Genomic DNA, 26,604 nt, shown 5'->3' on the forward strand with positions numbered 1-26,604 from the left:
CAGGTCTTTGCAGCGGGAATAGGCGAGATCCACCCCGTGGGTCCCGCCGGCCGATGCGTTGTTGGGTGCTGAGGAAGCAGCCACGACCCAAATAGGTCTCTTACACCGTTATAGAACCCGTAGGCGGATTGAGTGCGTCTTGGAGCCGCTCTGGACCGATGGCCTGTAGGGCTTCGGCGAGATCCACCGTGCCGTCATAGAGCGCGCGGCCGACGATGACGCCGCTCACCCCCAGGGGTGCAATGGAGAGCAGCGAGAGGATGTCCTCGAGGGTGCCGATCCCGCCCGAGGCAATCACTGGGATGCTGCTGGCCTCGGCCATGGCGCGCAGGGCGTCGATGTTCGGCCCGGCCAAGGTCCCATCGGTGGCGATGTCGGTGCTGATGATCGCGGCGACGCCGCTGCCTTCAAAACTCTTGGCCAGTTCGGTGGCTTGGACGGTGCTGGTTTCGATCCAGCCACGGGTGGCCACTAGGCCGTCTTTGGCATCGATTCCCACCACGACCTTGCCCGGGTGACGGCTGGCGAGTTCTTTGACCAGCTCAGGCTTTTCGATCGCCACGGTGCCGAGGATCACCCGATCGAGGCCGCACTGCAGCAGTTCCTCGGCCCGCTCGGCACTGCGGACACCGCCGCCCAACTGGACGGGAATCGAGAGGGCTGAGGTGATGGCCTTGACCGCCTGGTCATTGACCGGTTGACCGGTTTTGGCCCCATCGAGATCGACCAGGTGCAGCCGTTGCGCCCCCTGCCGCTGCCAATCGAGGGCCTGCGCCACCGGGTCATCGTTGAAGCGGGTGACCTGGCCGTAATCACCCTGATGCAGCCGAACGCAATGGCCATCCAGCAGGTCGATGGCGGGGATGATCTGCATGGAGGCCGGTCGGCTCAAGGACTGCCAGCCAGGCTGCCAGAGGCTGCGATCCCGCAGTTGCACCAGCGGTACCTCGAGGCGGAACGTCCGATCCAGCACGGCTTCAAGCGCCAGCCGTCGCTCCTTCCCCTTGCCGCTCTCTCCGAGAACACGAAAGTGGCGATAGCCCCGCGTCTGACCAAGGACGTTGGCCTGGGCGGTCCACTGCTGCGGCCACTTCATCCCTGGCCGAGCTGCAGGGCCAGGCCGTAGGGGGCGTTGTCCGCAGGATCCCGGATTCCCAGTTCCTCGCGCCACTGGCTGATGGGTTTCTCCCAGCCTTCCTCCCAGCGGGCGATGGCCAGGCACTGGGCCTGGTGAGCGATGGCCGAGCCATGGGCGGCGGCGGCGCTGATGCTTTCGAACTCCTCGAGCTTGAAGCGGAAGTTCGCCAGTTGGCTGGCGCTGGTGAGCAGGACATAGGCGGGAAAGCCGATCTGCGCCGCCGTGATCGCCAGCACCCCTGTCTCCCCTGCCCGTTCGGTGCCAAAGCCGCTGATGACGTGGTGGATGTCATGGGTGGTCGCAATGCGTTGCGTCAGCCATTGGCCGTCGCTCTCGATCGGCCTGGGCCGAAAGAATTCCGGGTCGTAGCCCAGCTGGCGAATCAAGCGGGCGTACTCCCGTCCCAGGCTTCCGGCCGGCAGTGCTTCGAGCGCCTCGATCTGTGGTTGCAGCGGCGGGTAGCGGCCGTCCATCAGTGCGGCCCCTCCGGGAAGTGCGCGGAAGCGCCTGATGCAGTCCTCCATCTGGGGGCTGCCAAGGAAGTTGTCCACCAGATCGGCGATGTTGCTCAGCTCACCGCCACTGCGGCCCACGGCGGCCAGCAACTTGAGGTTGTTGAGGGAGCGCAGAACCTCGTTGAAGCGGCCCATGGCCTCTGCCCGTCAGAACCCTCAGTTTGCAGAGGGCTTCAAGGACGTGCCCAGCGTTTTGAATGGTCAGACCTGTGGGCTGCTGCGATGAAGATCCTGGTGATGGGCGGAACCCGTTTTGTGGGCCGTCCCCTGGTGCAACAGCTTCAGGACGCGGGCCATGCACTCACCCTGTTCACCCGCGGCAAGAACCCGGTTCCCGCTGGCGTCGAGCACCTCTGTGGCGACCGCAGTACGGCTGAGGGCCTATCGGCTCTGGCCGGTCGTCAATTTGATGTGATCGTCGATAGTTCCGGCCGCACCGTGGCGGACAGCCGCTCGGTTGTGGAGGTGACGGGGGCCCCGAGCCATCGCTTTGTCTACGTCAGCTCCGCCGGTGTCTATGCGGACAGCGCCCTCTGGCCCCTGACGGAGAACTCCCCGACCGATCCCGAGAGCCGTCACAGCGGCAAGCTCGACACCGAGGCCTGGCTCACGGCCGAGAAGATCCCCTTCACCAGCTTCCGGCCCACCTACATCGTTGGTGCGGGCAACTACAACCCTGTCGAGAGCTGGTTCTTCGATCGGATCGTCCATGGCCGTCCGGTGCCCCTTCCCGGCGACGGCAGCACGATCACCCAGTTGGGCCATGTCAACGACCTCGCCACGGCGATGGCCCTGAGCATTGGCGTCGATGCCGCAGCAAATCGGATCTACAACTGCTCGAGTGCCCAGGGCATCAGCTTCCGCGGTCTGGTGGAGGCGGCCGCGCGTGCGTGCGGCAAGGATCCGGCCTCCGTTGAGATCCGCAGCTTTGACCCCAGCAGTCTGGACAAAAAGGCCCGCAAGGCCTTCCCCCTGCGGATGGCCCATTTCCTGACCGATATCCATCGGGTCCAGCGCGAGCTGGCCTGGACACCCCAGTACGACGTCGAGCGCTCCCTCGCCGACAGCTACAGCAACGACTACGCCAAGCGGATGCCCACCAGCCCTGATTTCAGCTCCGACGATCAGCTGCTGGCGCTGTGATGTAGCCCCAGGCTGAGCTCAGGGCCAGCGCCAGGGAGGGCCAGAACAACCAGAAACCCAACAGCTGGAGCGGGGCTGCTCCCCCACCGGGCCAGAGCAGCAGTAAGAGGGCGGCGAATTGAAGGATGGTTTTGGCCTTGCCTCCCCAGGAGGCAGGTCCTCCGCTGCCTTGCCCAGCGCGCCAGCCGGAGATCAGCAGTTCACGGGCGAGCAGGAGCCAGATCGCCCAGAGCGGCAGGGAGCCTGCAGCGCCAAGCCAGAGCAGGGGCGCCAGGATCAGGATCTTGTCGGTGAGTGGGTCCAGACGGGCCCCCCAGACCGAGCCGCCCCCGGCGCGTCTGGCCAGCCAGCCGTCGGCGGCATCGCTGAGGCCCCCGAGCAGCAGCAACCACCAGGCCAACCAGCCGTTGCCCTGGACCAGCGCCAGGATCAGGGGCAGACCGATGACGGCGCGGGCGATGGTCAGGCCATCGGCAAGCTGCCGGCTGAGGCTGGAGTTCGGCATGGCTTTCCGACCAAGCGTTGCGGTTCATTCTTCCGCCTGACGGAGCGGCCACAATGACGGCATCCGCAGCGCAGTCATGGTCGTTGAACGCCGGGTCTCCGAAGTGATGACCACGCCCATTCGCAGCGTTGGTCGCGAGACGCCCCTCCAGAACGCGGTGCAGGTGATGAGCGATCACCACATCAGTGGTCTGCCCGTGGTCGATGCCGCCGGGGCGCTGGTGGGCGAGCTGACCGAGCAGGACCTGATGGTGCGTGAGAGCGGCTTTGATGCCGGCCCTTACGTGATGCTGCTCGACGCCGTGATCTATCTGCGCAACCCGCTGCAGTGGGACAAGCAGGTGCATCAGGTGCTCGGCAACAGCGTCGGCGAGGTGATGAGCCAGGCCCCCCACACCTGCAGTGGCGACACCCTGCTGCCGGAGGCGGCCCGCTTGCTGCATGAAAAGGGCACGCAGCGGCTGTTTGTGCTCGATGAGCAGCGGCGCCCTGTCGGGGTCTTGACCCGAGGCGATGTCGTGCGGGCGTTGGCCTCGGCCTGATCCCTAGAGCGGTGGCGGCGCCTGCACCGGTGGCAGCGGCCGGGGGGGGAGCAGCGGCGGCGGAGTTGGTGCCCCAAGCGGGAAGTCCCCCGGGGGCATCGCTTCAGCAGGGGCGAGGGCATCGGCATCCCCGTTTAAGAACTCCGGCTCCTGGGGCAAGGGCTGACCATCCAGCAGCACCAGGGGTGGCGGTAGGTCGGGGGCTTCAGGCGTGAGTTCGTTCTCGAGCGTGCTGTTGGCTGCGCTCTCCTGAAGTTCCCTGAGGGCTAGGGGATCGGCCGTGATCGGCGGTTCACGCAGCGGCGCGCGCTTGGCGCTGCCCGGCGGTTGGGCCAGGGGTGCGGGCGACCAGATCAGGCGCGCCACCGGCTCGACCCCCTGCTCCATCAGGCGGTTCAGCCCGGCGAGGGCGCGGTCGGCCAGCTGCGCACCGAAGCTCTGGCCGCATTGCAGCGGGTTGCTGCAATCCCGTTGTCCCAGGCGCGGCGTGAGGCTGGCCAGCAGATTGCCTCGCAGGGGGATGGCGCGGGGGCTCAGTCGCAGCAGGTAGGGGACGTGGACAAAGCTGGTGGCTCCACCGCTGATCCAGTTCGCATCGGCCTCGGTGAATCCTTTGACCCCTGGAATGATCAGGCGGCTTTTGGAGGCGTGATCGGGCAGGTAGGCCGCCTTGAAACCGCGCTGGCGGGCCAGGCTTTTGGTTTGCTCGAGGGTCAGGCCATCGCGGCTCATGAGCACCTCGAGGCGACCATCGCTGCGCAGGCCGATGACCATCCGAATCCGCGGCAGGTAATAGCGGATTTGCTGCCCCATCGAAACGCTGTAGGCGCCGCGGTATTCAGGCGGGGGATCCAGAAGATCGTTGTAGAGGCTGTGCAGTCCACCGATGAAGGTGTCGTACTGAGCGGCCCGCTCGGATGTGAGTTCGCCAAAGCCGAAATCAGCACCGCCGTCGTGGCGAATCCCCACAAAGGCCCGTTGGCGGGCGGCGGTTCGGTTTCGGCCTCTCCAGACCTGATCTCCCAACTTCAGGTCCCCCAGTGGAACCGTGATCTCCCGGCCCAGGCTGTTGACATGCCGCTCGTACATCGGCCCGGAGACGTAGGCCAGGGCGGAGGAGTCGTTGTAGGCGTCCTGCTCCCGGTCCCAGCCCTCGAGCAGATCAATGCGGACCTTGCGCGGGTCGAAGTCGAGGGCGTAGACGTCCTGGTCGGGCAGGTAGCGGAAGGGTTCGGCCTGGCCGCCGACCGCACTCAAGCGTGAGGAACCCGTTCTGGCCGGCTCGCCCTCGGGCAAGGGCGGCGCGATGGCGACAAAAAACGCAAACAGACCGGCTGGAAGCCAAAGGGGGATCCAGCGCTTGCGTCGCCAATGGGGGCGCTTCTGTTTCGTCGGTGGCGCTGAAGCGGTGTCCAGATGAAGGGACCAGAGATCAGCAATCTAGGGACCGCTTAGTTCGCGCCCGGCAGTTTCAGAACCCGGTCTTCGGCAATGACCCAGCGCTGCATCTTCAGTGGAGCTGGATGGCCGCCCGTGAGTTCGCCGAAGGCGGGCAGCAGCAGGCGTTGCTGGCTGAAATCCAAGCCAAAACAGGGCAACCGCAGCCGATCAGAGCCTTGTCCGAGGACCGCCACGGGGTGCACGTGGCCGCAGATGTTGAGCAGCTCAGGCTCCGGAGGCGTCTCCGGTTCGTGGCTCAGCCACCAGGCGCCGCGTTGCAGGGATGGTTGGGCCTGCAGCGAGGGAAAGACGGCGCCGCGATCGTGATTCCCTCCGACCAGGACCAACTCGCACCCCATCAGTTCGGGAAGAGCTGCGAGCTTCTCCTGGAGTTCAGGGGTCAGTCCCAGCCGGCTATGGATCAGGTCCCCGAGGACCAGCACCTGCTGCGGGTGAAGCGAGGCCGTGAGCTCCAGCAGCCGATTGAGATTCCCCTGATCCCCATCGCTGGGCAAGGGGATGCCCTGCGCCTGAAAGCTCTCGGCCTTGCCGAGATGGAGATCGGCAATCAGCAGGACCTGGAGCTCTGGATCCCAGGCGGCCCGTTGGGGCAGCAACTCCAGGCGGCTATTGCCCCAGGTCAGGGTTTCGTTGGAGCTCAACGCTGGCCCATGACCCGTTGGTAGGCCGCCCGTTGTTGGGTCGCGGCAATCGTGGCTTGAACCTGCGGGTAGGGGCTCAGATCAATCTGTGGGAAGAAGATCGGCAGGTAGGCCAGGTAGGCGTTCACGGCGCAATCGGCGACGCCCCAGTCGCCGCCCATCAGGGGACCGCTAGCGAGCTTGCGATCGAGCACTTCCATCAGCCGGGGGAACTCCCGCTCCCGGTTGGAGGGGACAAACAGGGCCGTGGCCAGGGTGGCGTTGGCAAAGAGCACCCACTGCTGCGCCAGGCCCCGCTCCGCGGCGGTTTGGCATTCGCCCCCAAAACGCTCCGCCAGATAGAGGAGGATCGCGCCACTCTCAAACAGCTGCAGTCGCCCGCCGGGCAGGCTGGGATCCTCATCCACCAGCGCCGGCACCTTGGCGAAGGGGTTGATGGCGGTGAAGGGCTCTTGGCGGTGCTCCCCGGCCTCCATGTCCAGGAGCTGCCAGGTGTAGGGGATTCCCCGTTCTTCCATGTACCAGCGCGGCATGGAGGCGCGGCTGCGGGCGCCGCCGAACAGGGTGAGGGCCATGGATCAGCTGGAAACCGGCCTGAGCGTAGAAGCTGCAGACAGCGGCGTCGGTTGGTTGTGATCTGATCCGCTCCAGCAACCGTTGCTCAGGACTGGAGCGAATCGCACCTGCCGCGGCTTGCCGAGATAGACCCAGGCCTCGCGACCATCGGACAGGCGGCGCAGCTCCCGCCGGTAGAGCCGGGGTGCTCCCTCGAATCGATCCAGCGCCTGCAGTTCCTGGGCCGTGATGCTGTAGAGCTCACCGCTGATGGGGCGACTGGCCTGGGGATTGCAGATCGCCATCGGGAAGGGCCCAAGGTTGTAGAGCTCCAGACCACTGAGGAGCGCCGTTCCTTCGAACGCGGCATCGCCCAGAAGGCCATGGGAGCGTTCGCCGCGCTTCAGCGTCCCGTAGACGAACACCAGGCCGACATAATCAGGAGCCCCGTTGGTCCCACCCATGACGATTGCGTTGCTGATTGCCTTGGCTGGCTCCTTGGGTGCGATGGCTTTAATCGTGCGTCGTCTCGAGAAGTCCTGATCGGACGCCCCCTAGATCGCCCAGAACTCAGGGTCACACTTCCGCTGCCGAGGCACCAACTTCAGGTCGTGATCAGGGAAGAGGTCGCGGCTGAGATGCCAAGCCTGCTCTTGGGTCTCTGCCTGCAGTGGAACCCTCAGGATGCGCTGGGGGAGCGTGACGTTCAGCTCGTAAAAGAACATTGGGCGCCACCGTCTCTATTCAGGCGGTAGCTAGGGATTTCGCGGGTGGACTCAAACCCAAAGGTTCTTATCCGAAAGCATTGCTGAAGACGGCTTGAAAATTCGCGTGTCCGTGGATCAACAGGGCCGCTGAGAGGGGCACCACGGCGAGGACCAGGGCCAAAAACAGAGCCGAGAGGGGTCGGTGGTTGTTCATGGGCCGCATTGTCGCGCTCTGTTTGGGTGAGCTGACGCGTGCCGAAAAAGCTGTTCGCTTTTTTGGTCTTTCGCTTAGGAGGGCATGCCTGGATTGAACGGTGCTGATGGATGGGCTGGCTCGGGAGCGACTGGGACGCATCAACCCCAATGTCCTCGCCGATCTGTTGAAGCTCACCCCTGAACAGCGGCGTCAGATGGTTCAGCAGCTGAGCGGACTCGAGGCCAACGGGACGATCCCCGTCGAGGTGGCGATGCGTGCCGCCCAAAGGGCCAAGGACGCTGGCGCTTCCTCAGATCTCGCCTGACGGCCAGCCCCTGAGCCATTGCATGAGCGCTTTACTCGGGGCCTTGAGCTCCTCGATCGATCCATAGAGCCAGTCCTGCCAGCCTTCCTGGGGCAAGCCGCTGAAGACCATCAGATTCAGGGGATAGTCCTCGGAGTCGCTGCAGCGCCGGAAGTCATCGCGGTAAAGAAAAACAGGTTTCCCGAGGGCAATCGCGGCACCGAGTTCCAGCATCACGCCTTCATCGGGAGGCGTGCCGTTGACGATGGCGAGGAGGGCGTCGGCATCACGCACGTCCTGCAGATCCGCCTGGGCGACGCGCCAGGCCCAGCCCGGCTGCGCGAGATCCACCTGACCATTTCGCGTGAACGGCTCCCAGACCTCGATCCCTAGCTGCTCAAGGGCCTCGACAAAGTCAGGCAGCAAGCGCGAGCGCCAATGGGCCGAGAAGCCGTAGGGCGAGGCCAGATAGAGGGTTGGTTTAGCCATGGGAGCGTGAGGCGCGGTACTGCTGTTCATCGGCTCTGGCTGCTGCTGCGTTCTCCCAGGGGAAGAGCACCCATTCGCTCGAGTCGTTCACCTCGAGGGCGCTCCACCACTGCGGTTCCACCTTGCTGATCCAGACCAAGGTGGTGATGTCCGTGCGGCTTCGGAAGGGCTCAACAGTGCGCCCGGTTTCATAGATGTCGTCGACCACCAGGCAACCCGCCTCTGGCTGATCCAGTAGCGGTAGGCCCAGGCGATGGCTCAGGCAGACCGCCAGGACCAGTCCACCGCGCGGAACCCCGTAGACCCCCGTCCAAGACGACGACTCAAACTTCTCCAGCGTGGCGTCTAGGGCCCGGTCAAGGTCAGCCCAGCTGAGGGTGCGCATGCGGCTGTGTCTGGTCCCCTGAGCATGAGCCATAGCCCACTGAGATGGGCTGCGGCACGGCCAATCGAGAGAACGGCCAGGCCGATGCAGAGGGGGCAGTGCGTGAGGCTCATCCGCTCAGCTTGCAGGGTTTGCGACCGTCGGTTCTGATTCCCGCTGAATCTTCATGCCAGCCGCTACAAGGGAAGGACGATGGATGGGGCCCGATGCGCCTGCTGCTGTTGTTGGCGCTGCTCCTGGTGGGGTGCCAGAGCGGAGATGACGGTTCTGATCTGGTGGTGAAGACCAGCTCCGGTCAACGGCTGTTGGTGGAGGAGGGCAGCGTTCAACTGGAGGACCGACGCATTGCGCAGCGGGTGAATCTCGAGTCGTTAAAGGCCGAGATCGCCTGGGCCAAGAAAAACGTCGACTTCAATGAACGCGACGGCATCCCCGTTGACTTCTGGCAGAAGGACCTGGAGGGGGACCAGGCGCGTCTGGCTGCCGCTGAGGCACTGATCCAGAGCGAGAAGGAGCACGGCGTGCTCTACCGCGTGGCCCGCTTCGCTCCAATCGTGGAGGGTCCCAACGGGGCGCGTCAGACACTCCCGGTGGTGACGGCCTATTGCGTGCGCGACTCGATCCCTGGGGTGGCCGAGAACCTGGCGCAGTTCAAGATCAGCCAAGGACAACTGAACTCCCAGGACCCCCGAGAGGTGCTGGTGGCCAAGATCTGCCGCCGCTGGACGACGACGCCATAAAAAAGACCCCCGATTCAAGGGGGCCTGTTCTCTTCTCTGCGTGGGGGCATCGAAGCGTCACGCCCAGGGCTGCACCATCGGTGAGAACACCTACTCTCGATCGCCGCGGGACTTTGTCGTGACGGTGGCGGCCCAGGAGAAACGCGAGCAGAAGCGTCAGGGCAGGGCCGGTTCAGGTTGGTTGCGCTCGGCCTGCGGCAGCAAGGTGGTTCGGATCACCACGATCGACCCGACGGCCCACGCCCAGTGGTGTGAGGTGGTCAATGCCGACTTGGCCAGCGATGGCCAGATCCAGGCGTTTCACAACAGCCGAATGCTCCGCTACAACGCGGTGCGCCTCTGGCAGAACCTGCTGCGACAGGGATGGACTCAGGTGCCAGCCCAGTGGTGATCAGGCCGGGACGAAGCGCTGTTTGAGCCCCTTCCACCAACGCACCAGCAGCGACCACCACTGGCCAAACCCGCTCTGGGCGGCCGCAGGGCGGGCCATGGCGGCGGCGCAGGGCCTGGGGCTCAGTGGTTCAAAGCCATCGCAAGAGGAGAGGGCCTCGGCTTGGATCTGCTGCTCAAGGGTGTGCCGAGCGGCTGATCGATTGCGTGACACCGACATGCGCACCTTCGCGAACCAGCCTTGTTATTGCGCCATCCCAGCCCTGGGGCAATGAGTTCTGATGCTCATCCTGCTCCGGCTGTGTCAGGCCCGGCTGCCGTTGCTAGAGCCAGAGAGGGACGTGTTTTCAGGGGAATGGTGCGAAAGCGGGCGATTGGCGATGGCCAGCTGCGGGATTTGGAGCAGCACTACATCCAGGCGATCTATCGCTACAACGAGGCCCTGGATCAGAGCCCCCATTGCGCCTCGAAGGCACGCCGGGAGATGGTTCGCCTTGAAGTGGAAGTCCGCAGACTGCGCTACGGCTACTGAGTTCCTCTTCAGCGCTCCGCTTTGGTGGCCTCTGCGATCAAGCGCTGAACCCGATCCAGCACGGACTCGTTGCTGAGTCGATTGTTCAGGCGCTCGACCAGGAGGGGAAAGGCCAGTGGCCCCGGGCGTTGGGTGCGCTCCATCAGCCATTCACTGGAGGCCATTCGCTCCAGTGCCGCGCGCAAGCGTTGCGTCTCGAGTTGCTCCTCCAGCACCTCACGGCGGGCCTGCTCCAGCAGCAGGTGATCCGGCTCGTGTTTTTGAAAGACGTCAAAGAGCAGGGCGGCACTGATCTGAAGTTGACCGCCGGTTTTGTTCTGTCCGGGCATGGCCTGGGTGACCAGGCCGCTGACCTGGGCAATGGAGCGAAAGCGGCGGCGGCAGAGCTCTGAGAAGTTCAGGGCCTGCTCCAGGTCGGCGTCCAGGTTGGCGACGTCGAGCAGCTCATCGCCATGGAGCTCAATCAGCTCGTCAAAGGGGTAGCGCTTGGGGGCAAGCAGCTCAAAGCCGTAGTCGTTGATCGAGACCGTGACCGTGCTGGGGCGATAACGGGCCAGGCGCCAGGCCCAGAGAAAACCAATGCCTTCATGGACAAAGCGCCCTTCGAAGGGGAAGACGAAGAGATGGCTGCCCTCACGGCTCGAGCACACCTCCAGCAGGATCTGCTCCCGCCTGGGGATCCGTGAGAGATCAGCCTGGCGCCGCAGCAGTGGTTCCAGCGCCCGTAATTCCGGTGTGTCGAGCTCCGCTTCATCGCTCAGGCCCTGGGCACAACGATCGACCTCCTCCCGCAGGTGTTCGCTCAGCAGATCAGAGAGGGCCATCTGTCCTCCGGCCCAGGCTGGAACCGTGGAGCTCTTGCGGCTGGTGGCCTTGACCTGAGCAGTCATCTCCCGCAGGCGCACGAACTCGAGTTGCCGCCCGGCAAAGAAGAAGACATCGCCCGGTTTCAGCCGTCCGATGAAGGCCTCTTCCACATGGCCGATGACAGCGCCCCGTACAAACCGCACGGTGACGGAGCGATCCGCGGTGATCGTGCCGATGTTGAAGCGGTGATGGCGGGCGATGGTCTTGTCGAGCACCCGGTAGCGATAGGGCTGGCCCGCTTCTGCCGGCTCATCGCTGTCTGGCCTGCAGCGCACCAACTTGCGGTAGCGGGGGTAGGCCCCAAGGCATTGGCCCCCGTGCTCGAGAAAGTCCAGGCACCACTGCCACTGAGCGTCACTGAGGTTGCGGAAACTCCAGCTGCTGCGAACGGTCGCGAGTTCTTGCTCGGGCTCAAACCCGGGGCCGCAGGCCCGGCTGACCAGATGCTGAAGCAGGACATCGAGGGGGAGTTCCGGTGGTTTGCGGTGTTCCACCAAGCCACTGGCCAGGCCCCTGCGCATGGCACTGACCTCCAGCAGCTCCAAGGCGTTGGTGGGCATGAACAGCACCTGCGACGTCCCACCGGGGCAGTGGGCGCTGCGCCCGGCCCGCTGCAGCAGCCGCGCCAGATTTTTGGCACTGCCGATCTGCACCACCCGCTCCACCGGCTGGAAGTCCACCCCCAGGTCCAGGGAGCTGGTGCAGACCACCCAGCGCAGATCCCCCGCCTTGACGGCCGCTTCGATGGCCTCCCGTTCCGTGCGATCAATCGCGCTGTGGTGCAGGGCCAGGGCGTCCTCCATCTCCGGGCAGGCGAAGCGCAGGCACTGGTGCCAGCGCTCGGCCTGGTTGCGGGTGTTGGTGAAGAGCAGCGTGCTGATGGCGGGATCCAGTCCCGCAATTAACTCCTCGTACATCCGCAGTCCGAGGTGGCCCCCCCAGGGGAATCCGTCGATCTGCTCGGGCAAGAGGCTGCGGATGGCGGTCTCCCGCTGCAGTTGCGCCGAGACGATCAGGGGCTTGCTGCCTGTTGCCCCAAGGGCTGCCTGAGCTGCCTCCTCCAGGTTGCCGATCGTCGCGCTGATCGCCCAGGTGCGCAGTGCGGGGCGTTGCTGCCGCAGCCAACTCAGGCAGAGCTCACACTGGCTGCCCCGTTTACTGCCCATCAGCTCATGCCACTCGTCAATGACGACGGCCTGAAGCCCCTCGAATAACGCCGGTGCCTTGGGGTTGGCCAACAGCACACTCAGCGATTCCGGGGTGGTGATCAGGATTTGCGGTGGGGTGCGCAGCTGCTTGCTGCGCTCATAGGTCGCCGTGTCGCCATTGCGGATTCCGACACGAATCGGCCAGCCCATGGCCTCAATCGGTTGCTCAATCGCCAGGGCCAGATCCCGCGAGAGGGCCCGCAGGGGCGTGATCACCAGCAGGCGCAGGCCCTTGCCTTGGCCTGGCTCCTGGAGCATCTCGGCGATGGGCCCCATCACGGCGGCGTAGGTCTTGCCTGAGCCGGTCGGCACCTGCAGCAATCCGCTCTGGCCCTGGAGGTAGGCGTTCCAGACCTCCTGTTGAAAGGCCATGGGTGACCAGCCTTGCTGCTGGAACCAGGCTTCGATCGGCTGAAGCGCGCTGGTCATCGCCCCTCCATCAAGGCCAGGGCACTGGCGACGCTGTCGGCCTCAGAGGCGGGTTTGTCTTGGCGCCAGCGACTGATGCGCGGGAAGCGAACCGCCAGGCCGCACTTGTGACGTTTGGAGGGTTGCAGACCTTCGAAGGCCAGCTCGAAGACCAGGGTCGGCTCGACCGCTCGAACCGGACCAAAACGCTCGGTGGTGTGGGCCCGGATCCAGCGATCCACTTGCCGAATCTCGCCATCGTCGAGGCCCGAGTAGGCCTTGGCGAAGGTCACCAACTCGCCCTCGTCATTCCACAGCCCAAAGCTGTAATCGGTGTAGAGGTTCGCTCGCCGACCACTCCCGGATTGGGCGTAGAGCAGGACGGCATCGAGGTGGAAGGGTTCGAGCTTGTGTTTCCACCAGTGCCCGCGCTTGCGACCCACGAGGTAGGGGGAGGGTTTCGCCTTGAGCATCAGCCCTTCGGCCCCTTTCTCCCGCGCTTGCTCCCGCAGGGGCTCGAGCTCGCTCCAGCCCTTGAGGGCAGGGGTCTCGGAGAGGCGTAAGCGTGATCGCTCCTCGCCGTGCGCTCGGGCGTCGCTCCAGCGTTGAACCAGCGTTTCCAACTGCTCACGGCGCTCCTGCAGCGGCGCTTGCCGTAGATCACATCCCTCCAGCTCCAGCAGGTCGTAGGCCATGAAGGCCGCTGGGCACTGCTTTTGCAGGGTCCGGCTCGGGGCCTTGCGTCCGAGGCGCCGCTGCAGGGTGGCAAAGGGTTCTGGGGCTGGGGCCTCGGCCTGCCAGATCAAGACCTCCCCATCGAGCACCGTTCCCTGCGGCAAGGTCTCAGCGAGGCTGATCAGCTCCGGAAAGGCCTCATTGATCAGGTCCTCGCCGCGGCTCCAGAGACTGCAACCGCCACTGCGGTGGATCAGCTGACCGCGGATGCCGTCCCACTTCCACTCCAGTTGCCACTGGTCCGCAGGGGTCTGCTGGATCTGCTCGAGTTCGATTGGGCTGGCGAGGAAAAACGGATAGGGCCTCGCCGCCAGGGCATCGCCATCACTCGCGGCTGCGGTCAGCGCGGTGAAGCTCTCAGCCGAGGGTGTGAACCCGCCCATCAGGCGATGGGCGATGAGGGCTTCATCGAGATCGGCGCTGCGGGCGACGCCGCGGGTCACCAGCCCGGTGGAGACCCCGACGCGGAAACCACCACTGAGCAACTTGTTGATCAACAGGAGCTCGCTGTTGGGCAGGGTTTGCCAGCAGCCAATCACCGCGGCCTCCTGCTCCTCCCCCTCCGCTGCAGCCAGTTTCGGGAGGACCTGCTCCATCCAGTCCCCCAGGCTTCTCTCTGGGCCCTGCCTTGGTGGATCCGTTTGGTGTTGGCCCCAAAGCAGGGAGACCGTTTCGGCCGAATCGCCCACCTGGTTGCTGCAGGCTTCGAACAGCCAATCCGGCAGCGCCAGGGCCTTCAGGCAGATTTCGCGCAGGCGCCGGCCGGTGATCAAGCGCTTGCGGCGCTTGCCCAACAGCAGGGCCAGGGCCCAGGCCCCATCAGCCGGAGGAGCCGAGCGGAAATAGGTCTCCAGGGCCTCCAGCTTGGCTGTGGTGCTGCTGGTGCCATCGAGTTCAGCGAAGAGTGCGGAGAAGGCCTTCATGGCGTCTCCTCCTCATCGAAGCGTTCGGCTTCAAAGGCCCCCTCGAGGGGTTCAGCGCTGATGCCCTCCACCTCCTTGAGGTAGCGCGAGAGCACGGCGCTCTGGCCATGGGTCACATAGACCTGCTGGGCTTGGCTCTCCTGAACGGTTCGCACCAGTCCGGACCAGTCGGCGTGATCGCTCATCACGAAACCGCGGCCATAGCCCCGCCGGCGCCGTGCTCCCCGTACGGCCATCCAGCCGCTCACAAAGCCGTTCTGGGCCTTCGCCAAGCGACTGAGCCCCCGGCTGCGGTGGGCCGCCGGCGGCGCAATCACCAGGCGTCCCGCGAGGGATTCATCCTTGGGCAACTGGGAGAGAGCCATCGTCGGTGGCATGGCAACCCCCGCCTCGCGGTAGGGCGCCATCAGTCGATCGACGGCGCCATGGAGCAGCACCGTCTCCTCGATGCCGAGTCGATGCAGCTCGGCGAGCACTCGCTGTGCCTTCCCAAAGGCGTAGCAAAAGAGCACCGAAGGCCTGTCCGGCGCGCCGCGCCACCAGTTGACGATTTCACGGGCCACCTCCGCCCCGCTTTGCCAGCGGTAGATGGGAAGGCCAAAGGTGGCTTCGCTGATGAAGACGTTGGCCTGAACGGGCTCAAAGGGTTCGCAGCTGGGGTCGGCGCAGCGCTTGTAGTCGCCGCTGACCAGCCAGCTCTCTCCGCCGGCTTCCAGTCGGATTTGGGCACTGCCGAGGACATGTCCGGCCGAGTGAAAGGAGACCCGAGCGTCGCCAATGCGGTTCAGGTCCCCGTAGCCCACCGGTAACAGATTGATCTCGGCCCCCAGCCGCTCCCGCAGGATCCCCTCACTCGAGGCCACGGCCCAGTACTCCCCACATCCCGGCCGGGCGTGGTCGGCATGGGCATGGGTGATGAGGGCCCTGGGGACTGGCCGCCAGGGATCGATCCAGGCACCAGCTGCCGCGCAGTACAGCCCTTCTCGGGTGAGCTGCAGCAGGCCGCCTGGGGCGAGGGGCATGGGCGCTGGCGGGCGTCATCGGCCTGAATCATGACCACCCAGCTCCCAGCACCGCGTTTTCTCGCTAGTCAGGGGGGACCCCCTGCTGCCCTGGCATGGCCCTGCAAGCGTTTCGTGATGAGCTGGCCAGTACTGCTGCTGCCCTGGCAGCCCCGGGAACTGGACTCTTGGCGGCGGATGAATCCACCGGAACCATCGGCAAGCGTTTTGATGCGATCGGACTGGAGAACAGCGAGGAGAACCGGCGCGCCTACCGCAGTCTTCTGGCCACCACCGAGGGCCTCAGCGAGCACATCTCTGGCGTGATTCTGTTCGAAGAAACCCTCTTTCAAGACAGCACGACTGAGGCCGGTGGGGGACCGATTGTCGAGTTGTTCAAGGCCCAGGGCATCGTTCCCGGGATCAAGGTCGATCAGGGGGTGGAGCCCTTGGCCGGCGGCTTAGAGGGCGAATCCTGGTGCACCGGCCTGAAGGGCTTGGCGGAGCGGGCAGCGCGCTACTACGAACGCGGTGCGCGCTTTGCGAAGTGGCGGGCGGTGCTGCAGATCAGCTCCCATGGCTCACCATCGGAGCTCTCCGTTAAAGAGAACGCCTGGGGATTGGCCCGCTATGCCCGCACCGTTCAGGAGCAGGGCCTGGTGCCGATCGTGGAGCCGGAGATCCTGATGGACGGTGAGCACGACATCACCACGACCGCCGCGGTCCAGGAATGGGTGTTGCGCACCACCTACGAAGCCCTGGCGGTCAATGGGGTCTTTCTTGAGGGCAGCTTGCTTAAGCCGTCGATGACCTGCGCAGGGGCGTCCTGCCCCCAGCAACCCACGGCCGAAGAGGTGGGTGAATTCACGGCCCGCACCTTGATGCGCACGGTTCCCTCGGCCGTACCCGCGATCCTGTTCCTCAGCGGGGGCCTCAGCGAAGAGGACGCGAGCCTCTGTCTCAACGCCGTGAACCAGGCGGCCTCTGGAGCCCCTTGGCACCTGGGCTTCTCCTATGGCCGGGCCCTCCAGCATTCCTGCATCAAGCACTGGGCAGGATCGGATCTCAAGGCGGGGCAAGCCGCCCTGATGGCCAGGGCCCGTGCCAACGGCGCCGCCAGCCTGGGCGGTTATGTCGCTGGATCCGAACCCTCGGATGACAGCAGCCTCTTTGTGGCGAACTACAGCTATTAGCGGCTCATCTCGAGCATTTTTTGAATCGGTGCGAGGGCCCGCAGGCGCATCGCTTCATCCATCTCGATGCGCGGCTCCATCGACTCCAGGCATTGCCAGAGCTTCTCAAGCGTGTTCAGACGCATGTAGGGGCAGGCGTTGCAGCTGCAGCCATCGGCGCCGGGGACCTCAAAGAACGCCTTGCCTGGAACAGCCTTGCGCATTTGATGCAGGATTCCTGGTTCCGTCAGGACGATGAACTCCTGGGCTGCACTGGCTTCGGAACGCCGTAGCAGGGCGCTGGTGGAGCCGATGAAGTCGGCGTGGTCCAGGAGGTGCTGCTGGCACTCCGGATGGGCCAGCACCTCTGCCTTGGGGTGATCCAGTTTCAGTTGCAGCAGGCCCTGCTCGCTGAAGGTTTCGTGAACGATGCAGCTACCCGGCCAGAGGGTGAGTTCCCGGCCGCTCTGGCTCTGGACCCAGCGCCCCAGGTTTTGGTCCGGCGCAAACAGGATCGGTTGATCAGCGGGGAGCTGATTCACCAGATCGACGGCATTGCTGCTGGTGCAGATCAGGTCGCTCTGGGCTTTGACTGCAGCCGAACAGTTGATGTAGCTGACCACCAGGTGGTCGGGATGCTCGGCCCGAAACTGGGCGAAGCCATCGGCTGGGCAGGCATCCGCCAGGGTGCAGCCCGCCTCCAGATCCGGCAGCAGCACGGTCTTCTGGGGGCTGAGGATCTTCGCGACTTCGGCCATGAAGTGCACCCCGCAGAAGACGATCACCTCGGCATCGGTGGCCGCTGCCTTGCGGGAGAGCTCAAGCGAATCGCCAATGAAGTCGGCGATGTCCTGAATCTCTGGCTCTTGGTAGTAGTGGGCCAGGATCACGGCATTGCGTTGCCGTTTCAAGGCGGCAATGGCCTCCGGTAGATCCCGGTGAGCAGGGCAACCGGAGGCGGTGTTCTGGGCTGCCGCGAAAACCAAGGATCTGGCCCTAAGTGGTGCAGGATGGCGGAAGCCTAGGCACCGCTTGGCCCCCCTCCGCATTGCCATCGCCGGAGATTTGCATGGCCAATGGGACGGCCTGGATGAGGAGGTTCTGTCCCAGGTCAAACCGGACGCCCTGCTGGTCGTGGGCGACCTCAGCGACGGCCAGCAGGCCATCCCCAAGCGTCTCTCGCGCCTGGCCTTGCCCTTGGCCTGCATCCTTGGCAACCACGACACCGGCCGCGATGCCAGTGGCCGCACCCTTCAGGCGCAGTTGACGCTTCTGGGGGATCTGCACTGCGGCTGGGGCCTGCGGGAGTTGCAGCCCCCGGGGCTGGCTGTCGTGGGAGCCCGTCCGGCCAGTGCCGGAGGGGGGCATTACCTCAACCGCGCCGCCGAGGCGGTCTTTGGTCCGGTGGGCGTCGAGGAGTCTGCCGAGCGCATCACTGCAGCGGCATTGCGGGCTGATCCCTCGATCCCTCTGGTGGTTTTGGCCCATTCCGGTCCGACGGGTCTGGGTAGCGAGGCCTCCGATCCCTGCGGCCGCGATTGGAAGGCCCCGGCCTGTGATTGGGGCGATCAGGATTTAGCCCTGGCGATCGATCGCATTCGCCGCAGTCGTCCTCTGCCGTTGGTGGTGTTTGGCCACATGCATCACCGGCTGAAACGCGGTCAGGGGGAGCGTCAGAGCTTCTGCCGGGATCGATCCGGGACGGCCTATCTCAATACCGCGTTTGTCCCCCGCCACAGCGAGGACGCCCAGGGTCGTGCTCTGCGGCATTTCAGTTGGGTGGAGTTCCAGGGCGGCGTGCTGCAGGAGGTTTCCCATCGCTGGTTCAGCCATGCCGGCGCCCTGCTCTACCGCCAGACGCTCTATCGCGCGGAGGACGTTTAGACAGTGCTGATTTACGTCTGTATTAGCGGCCATGGCTTTGGCCATGGCTCCCGCGTCGCCTCTGTCTTGAGCGCCCTGCACCGGTTGCAGCCGTCCTGGCGGATCGTGCTCTCGACGCCCCTGCCGGCTCGATTTCTCGACTTGGCCTTTGAGGAGATTCCCTTTGAGCACCGCCCCTTGCGCTGGGATGTCGGAGTGATCCAGGCCGATGCCCTGGGGGCTGATCCAGACGCGACCTTGGCGGCACTGGAGGCCCTGGACGAGCGCTTGCCCCAACAGATTCAGCAGGAGCTGGCCTGGCTGAGTGAGCAGCCTGAACCGGTTGTGGTGCTGGCGGATGTCCCCCCCGATGCGGCCCGTTTGGCGAGGGCCCTCGCCGCCCCGTTGATCTGGATGGGCAATTTCGGCTGGGATGCCATCTACCGGCCCATGGGTGGTTCCTTTACGGCCCTGGCAGAGCGGGCCCTGGGGCTCTACCGCCAGGGAACGGCTTTGATTCGCTGCCCCCTGGCCATGGAGATGGACTGGGGGCTCCCCTCCCATGACGTCGGTCTCACCGCCGGTCGTCCGCGCCTGGATTCAGCAGCGGTGCGCGATCGACTGAATCTGCGCGCAGCCCCAGATCGGACCGTGCTGATGGGATTCGGTGGATTGGGCCTCCAGCTCAACCCTGGGCTGTTTGCCCGTTGGCCAGACCACCACTTTCTAGTGAGTGATCCCGGGCTGCACTGCGAGGCCAAGAACGTCAGCGTTCTCCCGCAGGATCTCCGCCCCCTGGAGGTGATGCCCCTCTGCTCGCGCGTGATCACGAAGCCCGGCTACAGCACCTTTTGTGAGGCAATGGCCCTGGGGCTTGGCATTCACCTGGTCCATCGCGAGGGCTTTGCGGAGGCCCAGGTCCTGGAAGAGGCCCTGCAACGGCATGCTCCCCATCGCCTGTTGAGCCGGGCGCAGTTGGAGAAAGGGGAGTGGCAGCTCGACCAGCCGTTGATCCCGGCCAGCGGATCCGGCTTGCCTCCCGATGGGGCCGATCAGGCGGCTCGGATCCTGATCGCCTTGGCTTCGGACTTGAGGTGCTGATCTGCTGAAACTTTCAGCCTTTTGTTCTTTTTGTCACCACAAACTGTGATTGAGAGTGATGCGAACACGGTCGCGCAGTTCTTGATGCTGGTGGACGGTTATTGCACTGGTATGAATGACTTGCCTGTTTGACGGTTTGATAGGCAAACTCTCTGCATCCAATTAATTAGTTGCCATACCTCGGCAGGAAATAGCTTTCCTGCCCCACGTAGACAGCTTGTTGATTCGGTGCGCAGGTCGTGCACCCTCCCGGGTGTCCCTTTTCCGTGCGCTGCTCTTTGCCTTTGTTGGTTTGACCACTCAGATCCCCTCGAAGTCGATTGCTCCTTCGAGCTCTGTCTGCTCAACCCTCGCCCTTCCTCTCTTCTCCCTGGCCGGCGTTGCCCTGGCTCTGGCTCCGCTGCCTGCCCTTGCCGATGCCGGCAAGCTCAAGCCCCAGGTCAGCGAGTCCAGTGACGTCAGCCTGTTGCCGGCCCTCCCTCCGGTGCCTCGGGCTCCTGCCATGCCCCGCTCAAGGCTGGCCATGCTGGATGGCAATGACGGCACGATCAGCCCTGGCGGTCCCTTCCGTTACGTCATCACGCCCGAGCGCCGTGCCCTGCTGAACACGATCCGTTTCGCCGAGGGCACCTGGGCCCGTGGTGAAGATCTCGGTTACCGCGTGATGTTTGGTGGCGGTCTGATGGGCGGACTGGAGCGCCATCCCAACCGCGTGATCTATTCCGGTCGCTACGCCAGCGCCGCTGCGGGTGCCTACCAGTTCATGCCCTTCACCTGGACGATGGCCAGTCAGAAGCTTGGTCTGGCCGGCTTTGGTCCCCACGTGCAGGATCAGGCGGCCCTGTTTCTGATCCAGCGCCGCGGGGCCCTGGCCTTAGCCGATCGTGGCGAGTTCACCCCCCAGTTGGCGGCGAAGTTGGCGCCGGAATGGGCCTCGTTTCCGACCCTGGCCGGATACAGCTATTACGGCCAACCGGTGAAGCGCTACACCGCCCTTAAGGCCTTTTACGAGCAGAGCCTCGCCCAGCTGAAAACCCTGGCGGAAGCTCCTCAGGAGCCCGTGGTTGAGCTCCCCACCTGTGAGCCGGTGCAGTCCCTGCGCTGCCGTCTTCAGGCCCTCGATCGCATCGGCCCCAAGCCCAAGAGCCTGGGGATCTAAGCCAGGGCTCCTCAGCTCTGGTCGCCTTCCTTCAGGCGGGTTTTACCGATCGTGTTTTGGGCGATCAGGTAAGCCACCGCAATCGCCCCGACAAAGCCCAGGGCGTTGCGCACCAGTGGAAGCAGATCAGAGGTGCGGGTGATGATCGGTGCGACGCCGAACACCCCGAACAGGATCACCCAGAGGGGGGAGAGCAGCAGCACCCAGGCCCATTCCACGCTGTGCTCCGGTTTGCGGGGGTAGGCCGCAAAACCAACGATCAAGCCCCCAAGGATCGAGGTGGCCAGCGTCAGCAGCCATTGCTCCTGCGGCAGGCCGGGCACCACCTGGCAGCCGCCAATTTCAAGGCAGCCCTTCACCGTGTGGAGTGAATCGAGGATCGCCGCATCCTGGCCGTGGTCGCGGACGTAGTACTGGTTGCCAAAGCGGGTTTGCAGCTCCACCCAGTAGGTGCGGGGCATCAGGGCAAACAGCGCATCACCCACGTTGAAGTTGAGCAGGTTGCCGCCGCGCTCATCAGCAATCAGCAGCAGGGAGCGCTCATCGAGGCCCCAGAAATCCTTGACCGCCAGGCCTGGGGTGCGGTCGTATTGCGTCAGGACCCGCAGCTTCCAGCCGCTGACGGCTTCGAAATCGTCGATTTCGGCTTCGAGTGCCGCCCGCTGGTTGTCGGTGAGGATCTTGGCCAGGTCGATCACCGGTGTGGGGTGATCGGGCAGCAGGTCCGGATTGTCGTAGGCCCAGGCTGGAGCGGCCCCCCAGCCCAGCAGCAGCACCAGGCCGAGGGCCAGGCCCACCAGCCAACCGCGAAGGGCTTGGGCTGCACGCGGCTCGAACATGGCACCTGCTTCAGTGGCGAGCATTCTCCCTGAGTCCTCCTCAGCGCCGTGAGTTCTGCACCTTCCTCTCTGCATTCAGCTCCGGTCTGGCTGGCAGAGCGACTGGCGGCAGCCGGGGGCTGGGTTCCCTTCAGGACCTACATGGACTGGGCTCTCCATGACCCCGTCCATGGCGCCTACGGGGCTGGGCGGCTGCGCGTCGGCCCAGCAGGGGATTTCGCCACCTCCCCGTCCCTTGGTCCTGATTTTGCAGAGCTGCTCTTGCCGCAGCTGTTGCAGTGGTTCCAGCAGCAGCCGGCCGAAGCCCCCTTAGCCCTGATCGAGACCGGGCCTGGGGAAGGCCACTTGGCCCTTCAGCTCGCGCAGGGGATTGCCCGGGAGGCGCCGGAGCTGGTGGTCCGATTGGAGTTGGTCCTGGTGGAGCCGAACCCCGGGATGGCAGAGCGTCAACGGGGCCTGTTGGCCGATGCACCGCTGCGCTGCCGCTGGCAGTCCTTTGCCGAGCTCCAAGCCAGCCCCCGCTCTGGCGTGATGCTTGCCCATGAGGTGCTGGATGCCCTGGCGGTGGAGCGGGTCATCTGGCACAACGAGCGCTGGTGCCTGCAGGGGGTGGCGCTGGAGACGGGCGCCGATGGTGCTGCTGTCCTGCGGCTTGCGGCTGGTCCAGCACTCGAGGACCCACTGCGTCAGGAGCTGGAGGCCCTGACCCCTGGGCCCCAGCGTCCGGACGGTTGGTGCACGGAGTTGCATGTCGGTTTGCGCCCCTGGCTTGAGCAGGCCGCCCAGTCCCTCAGCAGCGGTCAGTTGCTCGTGATCGACTACGCCCATGAGGCCTGGCGTTATTACGCAGCGCAGCGCAGCCGGGGCACATTGATGGCCTACCGCAACCAGCAGGCCAGTGATGACCCGCTGCTGGAGCCGGGCCAATGGGACCTCACGGCCCACCTTTGTTTAGAGACCTTGGAGCGCTCAGCGTTGGCGGCCGGTTGGACCCCCCTCGGTCAACGCCGTCAGGGCGAAGCCCTGTTGGCGCTGGGCTTGGCCCAGCGCCTGCATGCGCTGCAGCAGGGCGCACCATCGGAGTTGGCTGAACTGCTCAGTCGGCGTGAAGCACTGCTGCGTTTCGTGGATCCTGCGGCCTTGGGCGACTTCCGCTGGATGGCCTTTGCGCGTTCGCCAGGCTCAAGCCAGCAGCCGTACTTTCTGCAGGACCCGCCCTTGAGTTAGCGGCAGCGCTTCAGGGCCGCGAGCACCTGCTCGGGGCTCACGTCATCACGAATCTCCACGTGGCCCAGGCCCGTCGGCAGGACAAAGCGCACGCGGCCCTCGCGCACTTTTTTGTCCCCTTGGAGGCACTGCAGGACCGCCTCGGCATCAAGCTCGGGCCAGACCATGGGCAGCCCCGCCGCTTTGATCACGGCTCGCTGACGGCGCTGATCCTCCTCGCTCCAGAGCCCCAATTCCAGGCTGAGTTCCCCGGCGGCGACCATCCCGATCCCGACGGCCTCGCCATGGAGATAGGTGCCATAGCCGCAGAGGGCCTCGACCACATGGCCAAGGGTGTGGCCGTAGTTGAGGATCGCCCGCAGGCCGCCTTCGCGCTCATCGGCGGCCACCACCTTGGCTTTGGCGGCAGCGGAGCGCTCGAGCACGCTCTGCAGCAACGCGCTTGGAAGGGTGTCCATCGAGGCCAGGCGGTCCCCGGCTGCCTCCAGTTCGTTGAACAGCTCGGGGTCGCCGATGACGCCGTACTTGATCACTTCCGCCATGCCGGCGCGGAACTCACGCTCCGGCAGGGTGGCCAGGGTCTCGGGATCGATCAGCACCAAGCGCGGTTGGTGGAAGGCGCCGATCAGGTTCTTACCGCCGGGATGGTTGACCCCGGTTTTTCCGCCGATGGAGGCATCCACCATGGCCAGCAGGGTGGTGGGCACCTGCACGACCGCGATTCCCCTCAGCCAACTGGCCGCCGCAAAGCCGGCCATATCCCCCACCACACCACCGCCGAGGGCCACGATCAGGGAGCCGCGCTCGAGCTTGCGGGCAAAGGCGGCGTCGTGGATCAGCCCCACGGTGGCTGGCGTTTTTTGGTCTTCCCCGGCTTCGATCACCAGCTGGCTGGCGTTGAACCCGGCGGCCTCCAGGCTGGCCAGGGCTTGCGCCCCGTAGTGCTGATGGACCACGGGGTTGGTCACGATCAGCACCTTGGTGCCCGCCTTGATGCCTTGGCCCAGGATCTGTTCACCGAGGGTCGAGAGCGCTCCCCGGCCGATGACCACGGGATAGGGATTGGCGCTCAGCGCCACCTCGATGGTGCGGATCGCGGCGGCCGTGGCGCTCATGGAACAACGCTGCTGTCGCTTGAGGCTATCGGTCGCCTGCTGCCGTGAGCACCTCCAGCAGGGCCGTGCCATAGCGCTCACGCTTGGCGTTGCCGATGCCGCTGACGCCGGCGAGTTCGCTGAGGGAGGCGGGCCGCTGCGCCGCCAGCTCCACCAGGGTGCGGTCGTGGAACACCACATAGGGCGGTACGCCTTGCTCACGCGCCTGCTCGCGTCGCCAGCTCTTCAGGGCCGCCAGCAGCGGGTCATCCGCTGCCACTGCCGCATCGCTCGGGATGCTGCGGCGCCGTTGCTCCTTCGCTGGCGGCGGCAGGACCAGCTCCAGCTCCTGCTCGCCCCTGAGCAGTGGCTGCACCAGCTCGGGCGGACCGAAACACAGCCCCCCCTTGGCGTCCTCCGGGGAATGGAGGGCCCCAAGACTCACCAGCTGCCGCAGCAGGGCCCGCCACTGGCCCCGGTCCAGCTCCTTGCCGATCCCGTAAACGCTCAACTGGTCGTGCCCGAGCGAGCGGATGCGCTCGGTGTTGCCGCCCAGCAACACGTCCACGACATGGCCCGCGCCAAAGCGCTGCCCTGTCCGATAGACCGCTGAGAGCGCCTTCTGCGCCACGACGCGGCAGTCGCTGCGCTGCTGGGGCTCCAGGCAGCCATCACAGTTGTTGCAGGGCTCGAGAAGCTCTTCACCGAAATGGCGCAGCAGCACCTGACGCCGGCAGCCGCTGGCTTCGCTGTAGGCGATGAGGGCATCGAGCTTGCCGCGCTCGATGCGTTTCTGCTCCTCACTGGCGCCGGAGTCGTCGATGAAGCGGCGCAGCTGCGGGATGTCGCCTCCGCCGTGGGCCATCCAGGCCACCGCCGCTAGGCCATCGCGACCAGCCCGGCCGGTTTCTTGGTAGTAGGCCTCGAGACTTTTGGGCAGGTCCACGTGGGCCACAAAGCGCACGTCGGGTTTATCGATTCCCATCCCGAAGGCGATCGTGGCCACGACGACCACACCACTGCCGAGGCGGAAACGCTGCAAGGCCTCGCGCCGTGCTTCGGCATCCATGCCGGCGTGGTAGCCGATGGCATCAAATCCAGCGGCCTTGAGTTCTGCGGCGATGCGGTCCACCCGGCTGCGGGAGCGGGCGTAGACAATCCCCGATTCGCCGCGGTGCTCCGCCAGGAACTGCAGCAACTGCGCGTTACCGCTCTGTTTGTGGCGCAGGAGGTAGCGAATGTTGGGGCGATCGAAGCTGGCCAGAAACACCTCGCCCTCCTGCAGCTGCAGGCGCTCGCGGATGTCGAGCTGGGTGCGCGGGTCGGCGGTCGCGGTCAGGGCCAGCCGCGGCACCTGGGGAAAGCGCTGCGCGAGCTGATCGAGTTGGCGGTACTCGGGCCGGAAGTCATGCCCCCACTGCGAGACGCAATGGGCCTCATCGATGGCAAAGAGGGCCAGCGGCATGGACCCCAGTCGCTCCAGCAGATCACCGCTGAGCAGCCGCTCCGGTGAGACATAGAGCAGATCCAGTTGGCCGTCGCTGAGCTGACGCCAGACCCGTTGGCTCTCGCCGGCCTCGAGGCCGGAGTGCAGGGCGGCGGCTGCAATCCCGAGCTGCTGCAGCGCCTCCACCTGGTCCTGCATCAGGGCGATCAGTGGCGAGATCACCACCGCCAGCCCAGGGCTGCAGAGCGCGGGGACCTGATAACAGAGGGATTTGCCACCGCCGGTGGGCATCAGCACCAGACCCGATCCGCCGCCGATCACGTGGCGGACGATTGCTTCCTGTGGGCCGCGGAAGCTGGCGTAGCCAAACACCCGTTGCAGCACCTCCAGCGGATCGCGGCTGCTTGGACTGGGCATGGGGCGCCTGGCTGATCGGAAAAGATCCACCACAATGGCGCGATATGGCTGAGCGTTCCCTCCGCACCGGTGCCTCCTCCTCAACCGCCTGGGCTTTCCTGGCGCCGGCGTTGCTGCTGATCTCCCTGTCGGTGCTCATCCCAGCGGTGATGGCCCTGGTGATGAGCTTCACCCAGACCGGTCTCGATGTCAGTGAACCGCTGCGTTTTGTCGGGCTGGCCAACGTGCGCCGCCTGCTGGCGGACCCGATGTTCTTCAAGGTCCTGGGGACAACCCTGGCCTATTTGTTTGGTGTGGTCCCGCCGGTGGTGCTCGGTGCCCTTGCCCTGGCGGTGCTGGTGAACCGTCAGCTCCCAGGCATCCATTGGTTTCGCGCGGCCTTCTACACCCCGGTTCTGGTCTCGATCGTGGTGGCGGCCATCGCTTTCCGCTGGCTCTACGCCGAGAACGGTCTGATCAATGGCTGGCTCGGCAGCCTCCTGGGTCCTGGCTTTGAGCCAATTGGTTTCCTGACCAACCCACTCCTGGCGCTTCCAGCGGTGATGCTCGTGACCCTCTGGAAGGGCCTGGGCTACTACATGGTGATTTTTCTGGCCGGTCTCCAGGGGATCCCGGCTGACCTCTACGAAGCGGCGGAGCTCGACGGCAGTGAGGGTTGGCGCAAGCACCTCGACATCACCCTGCCCCTGCTGCGTCCCTACGTCACCTTGGTGGCGGTGATCTCAGCGATTGCGGCCACCAAGGTCTTTGAGGAGGTCTATTTGATGACCCAGGGGGGACCTGCCAACAGCACCAAGACCCTGGTCTATTACGTCTACGACCAGGCCTTTGCCGAGCTGGAGATCAGCTACGCCTGCACGGTCGGCCTGGCCCTGTTCGTCATTGTCCTGTTGCTCTCGCT

General features: G+C 65.2%; 31 protein-coding genes and 1 pseudogene. 12 read left to right on the plus strand and 20 right to left on the minus strand.

Translation table 11 applies throughout. From position 1 onward, the window contains the following. Positions 1-100 precede the first annotated feature (100 nt). The 3 genes and pseudogenes from hisA to QZ189_RS01465 all read right to left on the minus strand — a co-directional run bounded on the left by hisA (position 101) and on the right by QZ189_RS01465 (position 1,788). Positions 101-874 (minus strand): 1-(5-phosphoribosyl)-5-[(5-phosphoribosylamino)methylideneamino]imidazole-4-carboxamide isomerase, encoded by a 774-nt coding sequence (gene hisA / locus QZ189_RS01455; protein ID WP_296416080.1) that lies wholly within the window; start codon positions 872-874, stop codon positions 101-103. A 33-nt stretch (positions 875-907) separates the two neighbouring features. Continuing rightward, positions 908-1,096 (minus strand): annotated as a pseudogene (locus QZ189_RS01460) (TIGR02450 family Trp-rich protein); the annotation flags it as partial. Continuing rightward, positions 1,093-1,788: a Coq4 family protein gene (locus tag QZ189_RS01465; protein WP_296420630.1), complete on the minus strand. Its 696-nt coding sequence runs from the start codon at positions 1,786-1,788 to the stop codon at positions 1,093-1,095. The gene QZ189_RS01465 and the pseudogene QZ189_RS01460, both read right to left, overlap by 4 nt. Before the next feature lie 87 nt (positions 1,789-1,875). Between QZ189_RS01465 and QZ189_RS01470 the strand changes: the two genes are divergently transcribed. Then, positions 1,876-2,796, plus strand: a complete 921-nt coding sequence (locus QZ189_RS01470; RefSeq protein WP_296416047.1) for an NAD-dependent epimerase/dehydratase family protein — start codon at positions 1,876-1,878, stop codon at positions 2,794-2,796. Here QZ189_RS01470 and QZ189_RS01475 read toward each other — a convergent pair. After that, entirely contained in the window at positions 2,765-3,301 is a 537-nt protein-coding gene (locus QZ189_RS01475; RefSeq protein ID WP_296416046.1) for a CDP-alcohol phosphatidyltransferase family protein, read from the minus strand. The genes QZ189_RS01470 and QZ189_RS01475 overlap by 32 nt on opposite strands. A gap of 76 nt (positions 3,302-3,377) precedes the next feature. Here QZ189_RS01475 and QZ189_RS01480 point away from each other — a divergent pair, with 76 nt between their 5' ends. Continuing rightward, positions 3,378-3,842, plus strand: a complete 465-nt coding sequence (locus QZ189_RS01480) for a CBS domain-containing protein (protein ID WP_010317385.1) — start codon at positions 3,378-3,380, stop codon at positions 3,840-3,842. 3 nt (positions 3,843-3,845) lie between these two features. Here QZ189_RS01480 and QZ189_RS01485 read toward each other — a convergent pair whose 3' ends face one another. From QZ189_RS01485 to QZ189_RS01510, 6 genes are all read right to left on the minus strand, one after another. After that, positions 3,846-5,099 (minus strand): hypothetical protein, encoded by a 1,254-nt coding sequence (locus QZ189_RS01485; protein ID WP_363155148.1) that lies wholly within the window; start codon positions 5,097-5,099, stop codon positions 3,846-3,848. Between the two features lie 194 nt (positions 5,100-5,293). Continuing rightward, a complete protein-coding gene (gene pdeM / locus QZ189_RS01490; protein ID WP_296420634.1) occupies positions 5,294-5,944 on the minus strand; it encodes a ligase-associated DNA damage response endonuclease PdeM in 651 nt (216 codons plus the stop codon). Further along, a complete protein-coding gene (locus tag QZ189_RS01495) occupies positions 5,941-6,519 on the minus strand; it encodes a glutathione S-transferase family protein (protein WP_010317379.1) in 579 nt (192 codons plus the stop codon). The genes pdeM and QZ189_RS01495 overlap by 4 nt, the downstream gene beginning before the upstream one ends. A gap of 3 nt (positions 6,520-6,522) precedes the next feature. Further along, positions 6,523-6,963: a gamma-glutamylcyclotransferase family protein gene (locus tag QZ189_RS01500; RefSeq protein WP_296416044.1), complete on the minus strand. Its 441-nt coding sequence runs from the start codon at positions 6,961-6,963 to the stop codon at positions 6,523-6,525. A 90-nt stretch (positions 6,964-7,053) separates the two neighbouring features. Next, complete coding sequence (locus tag QZ189_RS01505; RefSeq protein ID WP_247478704.1) at positions 7,054-7,224, minus strand: hypothetical protein; 171 nt, start codon at positions 7,222-7,224, stop codon at positions 7,054-7,056. A 67-nt stretch (positions 7,225-7,291) separates the two neighbouring features. Then, on the minus strand, positions 7,292-7,420 hold the full coding sequence (locus QZ189_RS01510) for a hypothetical protein (protein ID WP_256463395.1): 129 nt from the start codon (positions 7,418-7,420) through the stop codon (positions 7,292-7,294). A 106-nt stretch (positions 7,421-7,526) separates the two neighbouring features. Between QZ189_RS01510 and QZ189_RS01515 the strand changes: the two genes are divergently transcribed. Continuing rightward, positions 7,527-7,727, plus strand: a complete 201-nt coding sequence (locus tag QZ189_RS01515; RefSeq protein ID WP_010317371.1) for a hypothetical protein — start codon at positions 7,527-7,529, stop codon at positions 7,725-7,727. On the opposite strand, the gene QZ189_RS01520 is transcribed toward QZ189_RS01515, so the two are convergent. Both QZ189_RS01520 and QZ189_RS01525 read right to left on the minus strand, forming a co-directional pair. Further along, the gene (locus QZ189_RS01520) at positions 7,713-8,195 is read right to left on the minus strand and encodes a nucleoside 2-deoxyribosyltransferase (RefSeq protein ID WP_296420637.1); all 483 of its coding nucleotides are present in this window, start codon (positions 8,193-8,195) and stop codon (positions 7,713-7,715) included. The genes QZ189_RS01515 and QZ189_RS01520 overlap by 15 nt on opposite strands. Further along, complete coding sequence (locus QZ189_RS01525; protein WP_247478701.1) at positions 8,188-8,580, minus strand: phosphoribosyltransferase; 393 nt, start codon at positions 8,578-8,580, stop codon at positions 8,188-8,190. Before QZ189_RS01525 ends, QZ189_RS01520 begins: the two co-directional genes overlap by 8 nt. 206 nt (positions 8,581-8,786) lie before the next feature. On the opposite strand from QZ189_RS01525, the gene QZ189_RS01530 reads away from it, so the two are divergent. Together QZ189_RS01530 and QZ189_RS01535 are read left to right on the plus strand one after the other, a co-directional pair. Then, positions 8,787-9,320, plus strand: a complete 534-nt coding sequence (locus QZ189_RS01530) for a hypothetical protein (protein ID WP_296420639.1) — start codon at positions 8,787-8,789, stop codon at positions 9,318-9,320. Positions 9,321-9,360: 40 nt separating this feature from the next. After that, positions 9,361-9,711 (plus strand): DUF1651 domain-containing protein, encoded by a 351-nt coding sequence (locus tag QZ189_RS01535; RefSeq protein WP_296420644.1) that lies wholly within the window; start codon positions 9,361-9,363, stop codon positions 9,709-9,711. Here the strand turns inward: QZ189_RS01535 and QZ189_RS01540 are convergent, their stop codons facing one another. Further along, positions 9,712-9,924 carry a hypothetical protein gene (locus QZ189_RS01540; protein ID WP_296420646.1) on the minus strand — a complete coding sequence of 71 codons (213 nt, stop codon included), beginning with the start codon at positions 9,922-9,924 and terminating at the stop codon, positions 9,712-9,714. Between the two features lie 141 nt (positions 9,925-10,065). Between QZ189_RS01540 and QZ189_RS01545 the strand changes: the two genes are divergently transcribed. Further along, positions 10,066-10,242 carry a hypothetical protein gene (locus QZ189_RS01545; RefSeq protein WP_010317350.1) on the plus strand — a complete coding sequence of 59 codons (177 nt, stop codon included), beginning with the start codon at positions 10,066-10,068 and terminating at the stop codon, positions 10,240-10,242. Between the two features lie 8 nt (positions 10,243-10,250). On the opposite strand, the gene QZ189_RS01550 is transcribed toward QZ189_RS01545, so the two are convergent. The 3 genes from QZ189_RS01550 to QZ189_RS01560 are packed head-to-tail and all read right to left on the minus strand — an operon-like array spanning position 10,251 to position 15,405. Next, positions 10,251-12,746 carry a ligase-associated DNA damage response DEXH box helicase gene (locus QZ189_RS01550; protein WP_296420648.1) on the minus strand — a complete coding sequence of 832 codons (2,496 nt, stop codon included), beginning with the start codon at positions 12,744-12,746 and terminating at the stop codon, positions 10,251-10,253. Next, positions 12,743-14,383, minus strand: coding sequence for an ATP-dependent DNA ligase (locus tag QZ189_RS01555; protein ID WP_296420650.1), 1,641 nt, complete (start codon positions 14,381-14,383; stop codon positions 12,743-12,745). The genes QZ189_RS01550 and QZ189_RS01555 overlap by 4 nt, the downstream gene beginning before the upstream one ends. Further along, positions 14,380-15,405 (minus strand): ligase-associated DNA damage response exonuclease, encoded by a 1,026-nt coding sequence (locus QZ189_RS01560; protein ID WP_296420652.1) that lies wholly within the window; start codon positions 15,403-15,405, stop codon positions 14,380-14,382. Before QZ189_RS01560 ends, QZ189_RS01555 begins: the two co-directional genes overlap by 4 nt. A gap of 95 nt (positions 15,406-15,500) precedes the next feature. Here QZ189_RS01560 and QZ189_RS01565 point away from each other — a divergent pair, with 95 nt between their 5' ends. After that, a complete protein-coding gene (locus QZ189_RS01565; RefSeq protein ID WP_296420654.1) occupies positions 15,501-16,577 on the plus strand; it encodes a class I fructose-bisphosphate aldolase in 1,077 nt (358 codons plus the stop codon). On the opposite strand, the gene nadA is transcribed toward QZ189_RS01565, so the two are convergent. Next, on the minus strand, positions 16,574-17,542 hold the full coding sequence (gene nadA / locus QZ189_RS01570) for a quinolinate synthase NadA (RefSeq protein ID WP_010317340.1): 969 nt from the start codon (positions 17,540-17,542) through the stop codon (positions 16,574-16,576). The genes QZ189_RS01565 and nadA overlap by 4 nt on opposite strands. Positions 17,543-17,588: 46 nt before the next feature. On the opposite strand from nadA, the gene QZ189_RS01575 reads away from it, so the two are divergent. From QZ189_RS01575 to QZ189_RS01585, 3 genes are all read left to right on the plus strand, one after another. Continuing rightward, a complete protein-coding gene (locus QZ189_RS01575; RefSeq protein WP_296416691.1) occupies positions 17,589-18,440 on the plus strand; it encodes a TIGR04168 family protein in 852 nt (283 codons plus the stop codon). Positions 18,441-18,443: 3 nt separating this feature from the next. Further along, positions 18,444-19,520, plus strand: coding sequence for a hypothetical protein (locus QZ189_RS01580; RefSeq protein ID WP_296420657.1), 1,077 nt, complete (start codon positions 18,444-18,446; stop codon positions 19,518-19,520). Positions 19,521-19,773: 253 nt separating this feature from the next. Beyond that, on the plus strand, positions 19,774-20,679 hold the full coding sequence (locus QZ189_RS01585) for a glycoside hydrolase family 104 protein (protein WP_296416755.1): 906 nt from the start codon (positions 19,774-19,776) through the stop codon (positions 20,677-20,679). A gap of 11 nt (positions 20,680-20,690) precedes the next feature. Here the strand turns inward: QZ189_RS01585 and QZ189_RS01590 are convergent, their stop codons facing one another. Next, positions 20,691-21,518: a TPM domain-containing protein gene (locus tag QZ189_RS01590; protein WP_296420659.1), complete on the minus strand. Its 828-nt coding sequence runs from the start codon at positions 21,516-21,518 to the stop codon at positions 20,691-20,693. 48 nt (positions 21,519-21,566) lie between these two features. On the opposite strand from QZ189_RS01590, the gene QZ189_RS01595 reads away from it, so the two are divergent. Further along, on the plus strand, positions 21,567-22,745 hold the full coding sequence (locus QZ189_RS01595) for an SAM-dependent methyltransferase (protein ID WP_296420662.1): 1,179 nt from the start codon (positions 21,567-21,569) through the stop codon (positions 22,743-22,745). Here the strand turns inward: QZ189_RS01595 and aroB are convergent. Both aroB and recQ read right to left on the minus strand, forming a co-directional pair. Continuing rightward, positions 22,742-23,860: a 3-dehydroquinate synthase gene (gene aroB, locus QZ189_RS01600; RefSeq protein WP_296416751.1), complete on the minus strand. Its 1,119-nt coding sequence runs from the start codon at positions 23,858-23,860 to the stop codon at positions 22,742-22,744. The two genes, QZ189_RS01595 and aroB, sit on opposite strands and share 4 nt — an antisense overlap. Positions 23,861-23,885: 25 nt before the next feature. After that, positions 23,886-25,703 carry a DNA helicase RecQ gene (gene recQ / locus QZ189_RS01605; protein ID WP_296420664.1) on the minus strand — a complete coding sequence of 606 codons (1,818 nt, stop codon included), beginning with the start codon at positions 25,701-25,703 and terminating at the stop codon, positions 23,886-23,888. Between the two features lie 44 nt (positions 25,704-25,747). Here recQ and QZ189_RS01610 point away from each other — a divergent pair. After that, the coding region (locus tag QZ189_RS01610) for a sugar ABC transporter permease (protein ID WP_296420666.1) at positions 25,748-26,604 on the plus strand (857 nt) is incomplete at its 3' end.

Source organism: Vulcanococcus sp. CPBay_Sum15L08_68 (genome assembly GCF_017855895.1).
Taxonomy (GTDB): Bacteria; Cyanobacteriota; Cyanobacteriia; order PCC-6307; family Cyanobiaceae; genus Vulcanococcus.

Bases quoted from the DNA above. Each gene is read 5' to 3' on its own strand.
- QZ189_RS01470 (WP_296416047.1), top strand. From the start codon at position 1,876: ATGAAGATCCTGGTGATGGGCGGAACCCGTTTTGTGGGCCGTCCCCTG.
- QZ189_RS01530 (WP_296420639.1), top strand. From the start codon at position 8,787: ATGCGCCTGCTGCTGTTGTTGGCGCTGCTCCTGGTGGGGTGCCAGAGC.
- QZ189_RS01545 (WP_010317350.1), top strand. From the start codon at position 10,066: ATGGTGCGAAAGCGGGCGATTGGCGATGGCCAGCTGCGGGATTTGGAG.
- QZ189_RS01520 (WP_296420637.1), bottom strand. From the start codon at position 8,195: ATGGCTAAACCAACCCTCTATCTGGCCTCGCCCTACGGCTTCTCGGCC.
- QZ189_RS01475 (WP_296416046.1), bottom strand. From the start codon at position 3,301: ATGCCGAACTCCAGCCTCAGCCGGCAGCTTGCCGATGGCCTGACCATC.
- QZ189_RS01505 (WP_247478704.1), bottom strand. From the start codon at position 7,224: ATGTTCTTTTACGAGCTGAACGTCACGCTCCCCCAGCGCATCCTGAGG.
- recQ (WP_296420664.1), bottom strand. From the start codon at position 25,703: ATGCCCAGTCCAAGCAGCCGCGATCCGCTGGAGGTGCTGCAACGGGTG.
- QZ189_RS01525 (WP_247478701.1), bottom strand. From the start codon at position 8,580: ATGCGCACCCTCAGCTGGGCTGACCTTGACCGGGCCCTAGACGCCACG.
- QZ189_RS01560 (WP_296420652.1), bottom strand. From the start codon at position 15,405: ATGCCCCTCGCCCCAGGCGGCCTGCTGCAGCTCACCCGAGAAGGGCTG.
- QZ189_RS01465 (WP_296420630.1), bottom strand. From the start codon at position 1,788: ATGGGCCGCTTCAACGAGGTTCTGCGCTCCCTCAACAACCTCAAGTTG.
- QZ189_RS01515 (WP_010317371.1), top strand. From the start codon at position 7,527: ATGGATGGGCTGGCTCGGGAGCGACTGGGACGCATCAACCCCAATGTC.
- QZ189_RS01555 (WP_296420650.1), bottom strand. From the start codon at position 14,383: ATGAAGGCCTTCTCCGCACTCTTCGCTGAACTCGATGGCACCAGCAGC.
- QZ189_RS01565 (WP_296420654.1), top strand. From the start codon at position 15,501: ATGGCCCTGCAAGCGTTTCGTGATGAGCTGGCCAGTACTGCTGCTGCC.
- hisA (WP_296416080.1), bottom strand. From the start codon at position 874: ATGCAGATCATCCCCGCCATCGACCTGCTGGATGGCCATTGCGTTCGG.
- QZ189_RS01590 (WP_296420659.1), bottom strand. From the start codon at position 21,518: ATGTTCGAGCCGCGTGCAGCCCAAGCCCTTCGCGGTTGGCTGGTGGGC.
- QZ189_RS01495 (WP_010317379.1), bottom strand. From the start codon at position 6,519: ATGGCCCTCACCCTGTTCGGCGGCGCCCGCAGCCGCGCCTCCATGCCG.
- QZ189_RS01550 (WP_296420648.1), bottom strand. From the start codon at position 12,746: ATGACCAGCGCGCTTCAGCCGATCGAAGCCTGGTTCCAGCAGCAAGGC.
- aroB (WP_296416751.1), bottom strand. From the start codon at position 23,860: ATGAGCGCCACGGCCGCCGCGATCCGCACCATCGAGGTGGCGCTGAGC.
- QZ189_RS01500 (WP_296416044.1), bottom strand. From the start codon at position 6,963: ATGGGTGGGACCAACGGGGCTCCTGATTATGTCGGCCTGGTGTTCGTC.
- QZ189_RS01510 (WP_256463395.1), bottom strand. From the start codon at position 7,420: ATGAACAACCACCGACCCCTCTCGGCTCTGTTTTTGGCCCTGGTCCTC.
- QZ189_RS01480 (WP_010317385.1), top strand. From the start codon at position 3,378: ATGGTCGTTGAACGCCGGGTCTCCGAAGTGATGACCACGCCCATTCGC.